General features: G+C 32.1%; 11 protein-coding genes. 8 read left to right on the forward strand and 3 right to left on the reverse strand.

Annotation, left to right across the window (positions count from 1 at the left end; translation table 11 throughout):
• Nucleotides 1-321: 321 nt before the first annotated feature.
• Entirely contained in the window at nt 322-876 is a 555-nt protein-coding gene (locus M2651_RS09060) for a biotin transporter BioY (RefSeq protein ID WP_252132032.1), read from the forward strand.
• A gap of 9 nt (nt 877-885) precedes the next feature.
• Here the strand turns inward: M2651_RS09060 and M2651_RS09065 are convergent, their stop codons facing one another.
• Complete coding sequence (locus M2651_RS09065) at nt 886-1,872, reverse strand: biotin--[acetyl-CoA-carboxylase] ligase (protein WP_252132033.1); 987 nt, start codon at nt 1,870-1,872, stop codon at nt 886-888.
• A gap of 349 nt (nt 1,873-2,221) precedes the next feature.
• Here M2651_RS09065 and M2651_RS09070 point away from each other — a divergent pair, with 349 nt between their 5' ends.
• Nucleotides 2,222-2,419 (forward strand): alpha/beta-type small acid-soluble spore protein, encoded by a 198-nt coding sequence (locus M2651_RS09070; RefSeq protein WP_252132034.1) that lies wholly within the window; start codon nt 2,222-2,224, stop codon nt 2,417-2,419.
• A 109-nt stretch (nt 2,420-2,528) separates the two neighbouring features.
• On the opposite strand, the gene M2651_RS09075 is transcribed toward M2651_RS09070, so the two are convergent.
• Nucleotides 2,529-4,031 carry a sugar ABC transporter ATP-binding protein gene (locus M2651_RS09075; protein ID WP_252132035.1) on the reverse strand — a complete coding sequence of 501 codons (1,503 nt, stop codon included), beginning with the start codon at nt 4,029-4,031 and terminating at the stop codon, nt 2,529-2,531.
• A gap of 1 nt (nt 4,032) precedes the next feature.
• Nucleotides 4,033-4,824, reverse strand: coding sequence for a DeoR/GlpR family DNA-binding transcription regulator (locus M2651_RS09080; protein WP_252132036.1), 792 nt, complete (start codon nt 4,822-4,824; stop codon nt 4,033-4,035).
• Between the two features lie 266 nt (nt 4,825-5,090).
• Here M2651_RS09080 and chvE point away from each other — a divergent pair, with 266 nt between their 5' ends.
• The 6 genes from chvE (at nt 5,091) to M2651_RS09110 (ending at nt 11,708) form a co-directional block, all read left to right on the forward strand.
• Nucleotides 5,091-6,212 (forward strand): multiple monosaccharide ABC transporter substrate-binding protein, encoded by a 1,122-nt coding sequence (gene chvE / locus M2651_RS09085; RefSeq protein WP_252132037.1) that lies wholly within the window; start codon nt 5,091-5,093, stop codon nt 6,210-6,212.
• 84 nt (nt 6,213-6,296) lie between these two features.
• On the forward strand, nt 6,297-7,823 hold the full coding sequence (mmsA, locus tag M2651_RS09090; protein WP_252132038.1) for a multiple monosaccharide ABC transporter ATP-binding protein: 1,527 nt from the start codon (nt 6,297-6,299) through the stop codon (nt 7,821-7,823).
• Between the two features lie 14 nt (nt 7,824-7,837).
• The gene (gene mmsB, locus M2651_RS09095; protein ID WP_252132039.1) at nt 7,838-9,001 is read left to right on the forward strand and encodes a multiple monosaccharide ABC transporter permease; all 1,164 of its coding nucleotides are present in this window, start codon (nt 7,838-7,840) and stop codon (nt 8,999-9,001) included.
• A 214-nt stretch (nt 9,002-9,215) separates the two neighbouring features.
• Nucleotides 9,216-10,247 (forward strand): ABC transporter permease, encoded by a 1,032-nt coding sequence (locus M2651_RS09100; protein ID WP_252132040.1) that lies wholly within the window; start codon nt 9,216-9,218, stop codon nt 10,245-10,247.
• 18 nt (nt 10,248-10,265) lie between these two features.
• On the forward strand, nt 10,266-11,291 hold the full coding sequence (locus M2651_RS09105; RefSeq protein WP_252132041.1) for a substrate-binding domain-containing protein: 1,026 nt from the start codon (nt 10,266-10,268) through the stop codon (nt 11,289-11,291).
• Between the two features lie 117 nt (nt 11,292-11,408).
• Nucleotides 11,409-11,708: a hypothetical protein gene (locus tag M2651_RS09110; protein WP_252132042.1), complete on the forward strand. Its 300-nt coding sequence runs from the start codon at nt 11,409-11,411 to the stop codon at nt 11,706-11,708.
• Nucleotides 11,709-11,714: the final 6 nt, after the last annotated feature.

An 11,714-nucleotide genomic window follows, 5' to 3' on the forward strand; every position in this document is an offset into this window, starting at 1 on the left:
AACAAGCTATAGCAATATATTTTTTAAAAAGCTGTTAGATAAAAAACAATCTTTGTTAAGTTTAAAATGTACAAGCTATATACATGCAATAAAATCATAAAAAATTCAGGAGAAAACTTGTAATATTATAATGAAAGTAGTATACAATTTATTTTTATTGACAAATTAGAAATTAAAAAAATCTATAAAATTGTTAACCGTCCCTATGCTTGTCAACAATTTGCTAAATAAAGTTGACAATAGGAAAAAGATATTGTAAACTATGAATTAATATTGGTTAACAATATTAATTCATAGTTTACATAACAGGGGTGGGTAAGTATGAAGATAAACACTAAACAAATGATTTTAGCAGCCTTATTTGCAGCTCTTACTGCAGCAGGAGCTTTTATTCAAATTCCATTAGGAACTGTACCTATTACACTGCAATTTCTTTTTACAGCTTTAGCTGGAGTGCTGCTTGGTGCAAGATTAGGCGCATTGTCACAATTAATCTATGTAATAATAGGACTTATGGGAGTTCCGGTTTTTGCAGGAGGAACAGGGGGTATTTCTACTATTACTAGTAAAAGCTTTGGATATCTGCTAGGGTTTATTCTTGGATCATATGTTATAGGGAAAATAGCTGAAGGAAGTACGAGACCGAGCTTTATAAGACTCTTTGCAGCTACTTTAGTTGGAATTGCTGTTATATACGCTATAGGAGTTCCTTATCTTTTTTTAATATCAAAGTACGTAATAGGTAAGGCTATTCCTTTTAATCTGGCACTTAAATTTGGGTTTTATGTATTTATACCAGGAGATTTGCTTAAATGTATATTAGCAGCAGCTTTAGGAGTAAAAATAATTCCAAGAATACAACAAGTTTTTGCATAAAAAAGAGAGCTATATATAGCTCTCTTTTCCTCTTATTGAAATTTCTCCTGATATTAAGCTTTCACGTCTGCCATCTTTGTACTCAACAAGCAGTCTTCCGTCTTCATCAATATCTATAGCTTTAGCTTCAACACTAGTTTCTCTGTTTATTATTATTATATTTTTACCTATTAGAGCAGAATTTTCACGGCAAATATTTATTGAAGAGGATAAATCATTTTGTTTTACAAACTGTACATATAGTTTTTCAAAGTTGTTCAAAATATTTCCAGCTAATTTTTGTCTGTTAATAGATTTCTTTGACTCTATCTTAAGAGAAGTGGCTATATGTTTTATATCTCCTGGAAACTCAGTCTCGTCAATATTAACATTAATTCCAATACCTACAATTACATAATTAATTCTTGTAAGCTCTGCATTCATTTCAGTTAATATTCCACATACTTTTTTATGATTAATAACAATATCATTTGGCCATTTAATATAGGTTTTGATTCCAAATTCTTCAGTACCCGTAACTACAGCTGCAGCAGCTATTTGAGTTAGTTTAACTGCTTCTATCGGATTTAAATCAGGTTTCAATATAATGGACATCCATATCCCTTTGTACTGAGGAGAAATCCAGTTTCTTCCAAGTCTACCTTTGCCACTAGTTTGTTCTTCAGCAATAACTATAGTGCCGTCCTTTACTATTGAATCGGCCAGTTTTTTTGCTTTAATATTAGTTGAATCAATAGAATTAAAGTGAATAATATTTCTGCCTATAAAATTAGTATTCAAATATGGTTCTATTTCCTCAAAAGTAAGCAAATCAGGAGAGGAAAGGAGTTTATAGCCTTTATTTGAAACTGATTCTATCTTATAGCCGTCTTCTCTTAACCCATTCATATATTTCCAAATAGCAGTGCGACTTACTTTTAAGTAATCGCTAATGCTTTGTCCTGATACAAAGCTATCAGGATTTTTTTTCAGTAATTTTAGTATTTCGTTTTTCAAAATACCACTTCCTTTGTATGAATATGTTTTATTAATACTTTATTTTATAATATATTATGAACTACTTCTCTCGGTATAGTAAATAGGAAAATAATTTATTTTAATATTAGTGATATAATATTTTTAAAGTTTAAAATGGAATACGGAGAGTTAAAAATATAAATTATATGAGTTAATAAAATAGAAAATATAACTGGAGATTATTTTAATATTAAGGATTAAAATAGTAATTAACTTATAATACGGTACGATTACCAGCAGTTTAATAGACTAATAAATTATTCTCCGGTAACAATAATATTACAAACAAATAATTATTACATAAAAAGGTTTAAAGGAGGAAGTTGAAATGTCAAACAGAAACAATAGAGTATTAGTACCACAAGCTAAAGAAGGACTTAACAGATTTAAAATGGAAAGTGCTACTGAAGTAGGAGTTAACTTAAAACAAGGATACAATGGAGACTTAACTTCAAGAGAAGCTGGTTCAGTGGGTGGACAAATGGTTAAAAAAATGGTTCAAGCTTATGAGCAAGGATTAAAATAAGATACAAAGATAGTAAAGAGGTCATCAGTTTTGATGGCCTTTTACACTTAATTTACATTTTTTATTAAAAAACTGCTTCAGTTAAAAAAGCTGAAGCAGGGTGGAGTCATTAATTATGTCTGCTTCCAGTTGCATAAGACATAATTTTTTCACGTGTTGCAATATTTCTTGGAAGCATAGCAGCAATTTTTCCATTATATAAAACCATTATTTTGTCGCACATTCCTATAACCTCATCTACATCTGAGGATATAAGTATTATGGAAACATCTTTAGTTACCATTTCATTCATAATATTATAAACATCAACTTTTGAAGCTATGTCGATTCCTTTAGTAGGTTCATCTAAAATAAGTATTTTTGATTTAGACATAATCCACTTTGCAAGGACAACTTTTTGCTGATTCCCGCCGCTTAAATAGGCTGCTTTGGTGTTTAAAGTTCCAACATTTATTCTAAGCCTATCTATATAGGAAGAGGTAAGTCTTTTTTCTATGTTTCTATCTATCAAATGCTTATTAGTAACCTTTGAAATGTTTGGTGCGGTTATATTTTCGGGAACGTTTAAATACATAAAAAGCCCATCAGATATTCTGTCTTCTGTAACATAGCCTATTCCTGCTGCAATTGCATCTTCAGGAGAATTAATGTTTACTTTGTTACCTTCTACAACGATTTCACCAGAATCAATTTTATCTATTCCAAAAATAGATTTTGCAACTTTAGTTCTTCCTGAGCCTACAAGACCTATTATTCCTAAAATTTCACGTTTTTTAAGTGAAAAGCTTATATCCTTTAAAATGTTTCCAGCATAGAGATTAGATACTTTTAATATTTCTTTTCCCGTTTTAACGTTTAACTTTGGATATCTTTCTTTTAAATCCATACCTGTCATCATGTGAATTATATTGTCTACATTCATAGCTTTTACAGATTGAGTACCTACTATCTCACCTCCGCGAATTACTGTTATCCTATCAGCAATCTGCATTATTTCTTCAAGATTATGAGAAATATAAATTATTGCCACACCTGATTTTTTTAACTCCTGTATTATTTTAAAAAGAAGCAGGGATTCTGATTCAGTAAGAGAGGAAGTAGGTTCATCCATAATAATAATTCTGGCATTAGAAACATAAGCTTTGCAGATTTCTACAAGCTGCTTTTGTGCTATATTTAAATTTTTTACAATACTTCTGCAGTTTAATGTAAAACCAAGTTTCTTAAACAAAGCCTCACAGTCAGAATACATCTTTCCCTTATCGATTATCTTAAGAGTTTTATTTAAATATGGTTTATTATCTATATAAATATTTTCTGCAACAGTAAAATGTTCAAAAAGAGAAGAATTCTGATGAATCATAGCTATTCCAAGTTTTTTTGCTGTCATTGGGGAATTAATAGAAACAGATATCCCATCAATAAGTATATCTCCACTGTCCTTTGTATAAGCACCCCAGATAATATTCATTAAAGAAGATTTTCCAGAGCCGTTTTCCCCTATAAGTGCGTGAACTTCACCTTTAAAAAGTTCAAAAGTTACATCCTTCAGCATAAAGAATTCTGAAAGTCTTTTATTAATTTTTGATAACTTTAATACTGGACAAACCATTTTACATACCACCTTCGTAGGAGTTAAAAGCAGTAAAAAGCTGAATGTTGCTTTCAAAATAATATTTTTTATACAAGTCTGGTATAGAAGGATTTGTAATTACTTTATTAGCTAAATTTAACGCACCGATTTGTGAAAAAGCGATAGTGTCAAAGCAAGTGTATGGGCACACAATAATTTTTTCTCGGGTAATATTAAGCATTTCTTTAATAACAGAAGCTTTATCCATACTTTGAACTGTATAGCCTCTTTGCATGCTGACACCTTCTACTTCTATAAAAGCCTTTGATACAAAAAAATTTTTAAGATTTTCTTCGGTTAGCTTGCCAACTAAAGTCATGCTTGAAAGGTCTAAATCACCGCCGGGAATTATAACTTTGGTATTTGAACTTGCGGAAAACTCAGAAGCTATATTAAGGTCATTAGTAAGTACAGTCAGGTTTTTTTTGTTTAAAATTTTTTTGGCTATATACAAATTAGTAACACCTGAACTTAGGATTATAACATCATTATCATCAACCATATGTGAAGCAATTTCACTAATTTCTATCCTTTGCTCTACATAAGGATCTGCTTCTATATCTGCATAATCATCATTTGATGACAAATTATTATCGTTTAAGATAGCTCCACCGTGAGTTCTCGTTAAAAAGCCTTCGCCTTCTAATTTTTCCAAGTCACGCCTAATAGTAACCTCTGATACATTAAGCATTGTACTTAAATCCGAAACATTAATATGTTTTTTATCTGAAAGTATTCCTTTAATTATTCGTATTCGTTCAGGCGCAAACATGAGAGCCTCCTATGTAAATCCAAAATTAAATAATTATTTAGTTTTATTATACCTTAGCCTATAATACATTACAATAATAAATAAAAGCTCATAAACAAAATTAAACGAAAATTGATAAATACTAAGTAAACTATTACAATTACGTTTTTTTTGTTAAACGAAATATTTTTTAAAATAATATTGCAATTAAGTTTCGAATATGATAGAATTTGATTGTAAACGAAAACAAATAAAATATTATGAAAATAATTGAAGGGGGAAGTCAAATGAAAAAAGTTGTGTCATTATTACTTGCCAGTGCATTAGTGCTTGGAATGGTAGGATGTAGTCCGAAAACTTCAGGTACATCAGGAGCAGCTGGTGGAACTTCAACAGAAACGTCTACTAAAAAAGATGGTCAAAAAACAATAGGTATTGCAATGCCTACAAAGTCATCACAAAGATGGATCGATGACGGAAATAACGTTGTTAAAGAGCTTGAAAAACTTGGTTACAAAACAGATTTGCAGTATGCTGAAGACGTTGTAGAAAATCAAGTATCACAAATAGAAAACATGATTACCAAAGGTGTAAACCTTTTGATTATTGCGTCAATAGATGGCGAAGCTTTATCAGATGTTCTTCAGAAAGCTAAGGATGCAAATATTCCAGTTATATCTTATGACCGTTTAATTAAGAAGACTCCAAATGTTGACTATTATGCAACCTTTGATAACTTTAAAGTTGGTGTGCTTCAAGGTGAGTACATTGAGAAAGCCTTAGGTTTAAAGGAAGGCAAAGGTCCTTTCAATATTGAATTGTTTGCTGGTTCACCAGATGATAACAACGCTTACTTCTTCTTTGATGGAGCAATGTCAGTATTGAAGCCTTATATAGAATCAGGCAAGTTAGTTGTTAAGAGTGGACAAACAAAGTTTGAGCAAGCAGCTACACTAAGATGGGACGGAGCTACTGCACAAGCTAGAATGGATAACCTTTTAAGCAAGAACTATGCTACTGAAAAAATACATGCTGTATTATCACCATATGATGGTATAAGTATAGGAATTATATCTTCCTTAAAGGGTGTTGGATACGGAACTCCAAATCAGCCAATGCCAATAGTAACAGGACAAGACGCAGAGCTTCCATCAGTTAAATCAATAATTAAGGGAGAGCAGACTCAAACAGTATTTAAGGATACAAGAGAACTTGCTAAGAGAGCAGTTCAAATGGCAGATGCGATTTTAACTGGAAAGAAAGTAGAAGTTAATGATGAAAAGACCTATAACAATGGTGTTAAAGTAGTTCCTTCATATCTATGTCAGCCAGTTTCAGTTGATAAAACTAACTATGAAAAAGAATTGGTAGAAACAGGTTACTACACTAAGGATAAACTTGCAAACTAACATATATTGCTGCAGAGGTACAATTTAGTGATGGCACTGCTGCCATCACTAATTGTCTATTATATTGTAGGGAGATGACAAGGTATGGCGAATATCATCTTAGAAATGAGAAATATTACAAAAACATTTCCAGGTGTTAAAGCACTGGATAATGTAAATTTAAAAGTAAAGGAAGGGGAGATACATGCTCTTTGTGGTGAAAACGGAGCAGGTAAATCAACTCTTATGAAGGTGTTAAGCGGTGTTTACCCTTATGGAACCTATACTGGAGATATATTTTTTAAAGGTCAAAAGTGTGAATTTAAGGATATAAAGCAAAGTGAAAATCTTGGTATAGTTATAATTCATCAGGAATTAGCACTAATTCCATATTTGTCTATTGCAGAAAACATATTTTTAGGTAATGAGCAGGCAAATAGAGGCATCATTGATTGGAATGCTACAACCAATCACACAAAAGAGCTTCTTAAAAAAGTAGGACTTAAGGAGCTGCCCAATACCCTAATTACAACCTTAGGTGTTGGCAAGCAGCAGCTTGTTGAAATTGCAAAGGCGCTTTCAAAAGAGGTTAAGCTTTTGATATTAGACGAACCTACAGCTGCATTAAATGAAGATGATAGTGAGAACTTATTAAATTTATTACTGGAGTTTAAAAAGCAGGGAATAACCTCAATTCTTATTTCCCATAAATTAAATGAAATATCTAAGGTGGCAGATTCTATTACAATCTTGCGCGATGGTTCAACTATTGAAACTTTAGATATGAAAAAGGATCATGTAACTGAAGATAGAATCATAAAAGGCATGGTAGGAAGAGATTTAGTCAACCGATATCCAAAGAGAGAATCTAAAATTGGAGATATTATTTTTGAGGTAAAAGATTGGACGGTATATCATCCTCTTCAAGATGAAAGAAAAGTTGTTGACAATGTAAGCTTTAACGTACGCAGGGGCGAAGTTGTTGGTATAGCAGGACTTATGGGAGCGGGAAGAACAGAACTTGCTATGAGCATATTTGGAAGGTCTTATGGAAAGAAGATAAGTGGAAAATTATTTAAAGAAGGTAAGGAAATACACCCGACTACTGTAAACAAAGCTATAGATAACGGTATAGCTTATGTTACAGAAGATAGAAAAGAATATGGTTTAGTTTTAATGGATGACATAAAGAGAAATACTACATTAGCCAATTTGAAAAAGGTATCAAAGGGGTTAGTAGTAGATGAGAATGAGGAAATACTGGAAGTAGAAAAATTCCGTCAAAAGATGAATATAAAATGTTCAAGCATTTTACAAAAAACAGGCAACCTAAGTGGTGGAAACCAGCAGAAGGTAGTTTTAAGCAAATGGATTTTTGCAGAGCCTGATATATTAATATTAGACGAGCCTACCCGCGGTATAGATGTAGGTGCCAAATATGAAATTTACACTATAATAAATCAGCTTGCAAGTGAAGGTAAAGGGGTACTCATTATTTCTTCAGAGCTTCCAGAGATACTTGGAATGTGCGATAGAATCTATGTTATGAGCGAAGGGAAAATTACTGGAGAATTAAAAGGTGATGAAGCTACCCAAGAAAAGATTATGAAATTAGTTATAAACCAGGATTAGCAGGAGGAACGATGATGGAAACTTTAAAGAATCTTTTAAAGAAAAATATAAGACAATACGGTATGCTGATAGCTTTAGTAGCAATAATGATATTGTTTCAGTTTTTGACTGGTGGTACTCTTTTAAAGCCGTTAAATATAACTAATCTTATACTTCAAAACAGTTATATTTTAGTGCTTGCAATAGGTATGCTTCTAGTTATAGTTGCCTTCCATGTTGATCTGTCTGTTGGTTCTGTTGCAGCCTTTGTAGGAGCTATCTCTGGAATACTTATGGTTCAGATGAAAATATCTTTTATTCCTGCAGTAATAATATCATTGGTGGCAGGAGGACTTATAGGAGCTTGGCAAGGTTTTTGGATTGCTTATGTTAAAATCCCAGCATTCATTGTTACCCTTGCAGGTATGCTTGTATTTAGAGGATTGACAATGGTTGCTTTAAAAGGTACCTCTGTGGCACCTTTCCCAGCAGCATTCCAAAAGATAGCTTCAGGTTTTATTCCTGATTTCTTCCATGGAAATGGTCTTCACATAACTACTATTTTAGTTGGTATAATATTCTCTTTAGTTTATATATACTTTGAACTTAGAAACAGAGCGACACAAAAGAAGTATAATTTTGAAGTTCTTCCACAAAGTTTCTTTATAGCGAAATTAGTATTAATTGTAGCAGTAATAAATGCATTTACATTTGTTTTAGCAACTTACAAAGGTATTCCTAACGTTTTAGTGCTATTATTTATACTGATAGTAATATATTCTTTTGTAACAAGTAAGACTATAATAGGGAGACATATTTATGCTTTAGGTGGAAACGAAAAAGCAGCAAGATTGTCTGGTGTAAAGACTAATAGAATGGTGTTTTGGGTATTTGTTAACATGGGAGTATTAGCAGCTCTTGCAGGACTAGTTTTTGCAGCAAGACTTAATGCAGCTACACCAAAAGCTGGTAATGGCTTTGAGCTTGATGCTATAGCAGCCTGCTATATCGGTGGAGCTTCAGCAAGCGGTGGTGTTGGTACAGTTATAGGGGCTATAATAGGTGGTTTAGTAATGGGAGTTATGAACAATGGTATGTCTTTAATTGGACTAGGGATCGACTGGCAGCAGGCAATTAAAGGTATAGTGCTTCTATTTGCAGTAGCATTTGATATATTTACTAAATCAAAAAACGCATAATAGTTATTTAACAGGAGAGATTGGTTTATAAACTGATCTCTCTATTATATTTTATAAGCTATTCTCATAAAGCTCATATAAGAAAATTTTTATTATTTACATATTTGAAAGCAGACTATATACTATATAATATAGCATAAGGGAAAACGTTTAGAAAATATTTCTAAAATAAGCCCATATTTATTGAAGAATTTAAGTGGAGGAGAGCTTAATAATGAATACAGATTTAATGTTAAACTCTAAAAACTTAAGCTACAAATTGAGTGAACTGTGGAAAAAAATTAATTCTTTTAGAGAGGCTACAATAATAACAATAATAATTGTGTTAAGTTTTGCAATAAGTTTATTTTCTCCACATTTTTTAACAAAGGATAATATAATGTCTACAATTATAGGTTTTTCTGCTGACGGGATTATTACAGTAGGTATGACTGTTGCTTTAGTTTCAGGAGGCTTTGATTTTTCAGCTGGTTCAGTTATGGCATTAAGCGGAGTTACAGCTGGAGCATTGTATATAAATGGTATTAATATTTGGCTGGCTTGTTTTATAGCGCTGATAGTAGGCACCCTTTGTGGATTATTAAATGGATTTTTTATTGGTAAGGTTGGACTTAATCCTTTCATTACTACTCTGGCAGTCATGGGAATAGCTAGAGGGGGCGCTTTTGTTTTAACTCAAGGGTATCCAATATCCATTTTTGGAGTTCCAAAGTCTTTTGAATTTTTGGGACAAGGCAAAGTTTTAGGATTTCCTTTTATAGTATTTGTGTTTTTACTTATAACTATAATTGGAGATTTTATGATGAGAAAATCAGAGATTTTAAGAAAGGTATTTTATACAGGAAGTAACGAAAAGGCTGCAATACTTTCTGGTATAAATATTACAAAGGTTAAAATACAGGTTTACGTGCTGGTTGCTTTTTTAGCCAGCATTGCAGGTATTTTAAGCATGGCAAGATTTACAGTTGCTACTCCTGCAGGAGGATTAGATACTGATGTAAGTATGAGAAGTATATTAGCAGCTATAATTGGAGGGGCAAGCCTAAGCGGAGGAGAAGGGACTATTCTTGGATCATTTTTGGGATTGGTTCTTGTAAATTTAATTAATAATGGACTTGTTCTTTTAAATGTACCTGTTTACTGGCAGGATTTAATAAATGGAATTATATTGATTACTGCAGTTACACTGGATTATATTAGTCATCAAAATAGACTTAAGAATTTGAAAAGAAAAAGCAATATATAATTAAAGGAGGCCTTAAAAATGTATAAAATAAAAAAGGCTAGAATATTCATTACAGCATTTTTTCTAGTGTTCTCTTTAGCATTAACTGCATGCTCAAATTCAAGCAGTACTGGTTTAAATAAAGAGCAGAAAAGTGCTGTGACAGGTGAAAAAAATGAAGAATATTATATGATAACTTTTTTGTCGGGAATGGAATATTGGAAAAGTGGTTATAAAGGTTTTGAAGATGCGGGTAAGTTTTATGGGGTAAAGACTGTATATACGGGAGCAATTCAGTATGATATTAATCAGGAGGTAACAGTATTAGAGCAGATTATTGCTAAAAAACCAGCAGGAATTGCAATATCCTGTATGAATTCAGATGCATTGGCAGCTCCTATAGATAAGGCTATAAGTCAAGGAATACCAGTTGTAACCTTTGATGCCGATTCACCTAAAAGCAGAAGATATTCTTTTCTTGGAACTGATAATGAATATTCGGGATATGTGGCAGCTAAAGCTTTGTCAGAACAAATTGGCTCTAAAGGTGGAGAAGTTGCTGTAATTACACTTCCTTCACAACAAAACCATGAGCAAAGAGTAGAAGGTTTTAAAAAAGCATTGGAAAATGAATATAAGAATTTGAAGCTTATAGAAATTGGAAACGGTAAAAGTGATCAAACAGAAGCTGCTAAGGTGCTTTCAGGTTTTCTGCAGCTGCACCCTAATCTTAAAGGAGTGTTTTGCACAGATGCAACTAGCGGGGTAGGGGCTGCAACCGCTGTAAAAGAGGCTAACAAAGTTGGACAAGTTAGTATAGTAAGTTTTGATACTGAAAGAGGAACATTGGATGCAATAAAGTCAGGAGTTATATCTGCTTCCATAGCACAAGGAACGTATATTATGGGCTATCAGGCTATGAATTTTCTTTATCAGCTGAAACATGAATTAATTAATCCTGTGGATAGCTGGAAGGAGAAAAAAGTAAATCCTTTGCCTTCTTTTGTAGATACAGGGGTAAATATTGTTACAAAGGAAAATGTTGATTCTTTTTATATAAAATAGTAAACTGGCACAGATAATTTCTATTAGTTTAGTGGAAGTGAACTTAATTTAATTTTCAGCATATAAATTTTGAAATTGGATAAATATAAATGTAAAAGAGGAAGGGAGGATTTTACTATGAATATAGGAGATATTAAAGATAAACTTAAAGGAATCATAGCTTCAAATAATTCAAATGAAATAGATTTACCTCTAAAAGATGAAATAAAACATGAAGAGATACAAGTTAGTGATGAAGTAGAAGAAATTATGGGCGAAAGGCCCTTTAGAATTAAAACTGTAATTGTAAAGGATGAAGAGCAAGGAGAAGAAAAAGTCAGTAAAAAAAGAATAGATAAAGTAAAAATAATAGCAGGAGCTGCAATTGCTGCAGCAGGTTTAGCTGCTATTATACTTAGCTCAAGGAAAAGAAAATAAAGAAAA

The sequence above is a fragment of the Clostridium caldaquaticum genome (assembly GCF_023806125.1).
Classification (GTDB): domain Bacteria; phylum Bacillota; class Clostridia; order Clostridiales; family Clostridiaceae; genus Clostridium_AT; species Clostridium_AT caldaquaticum.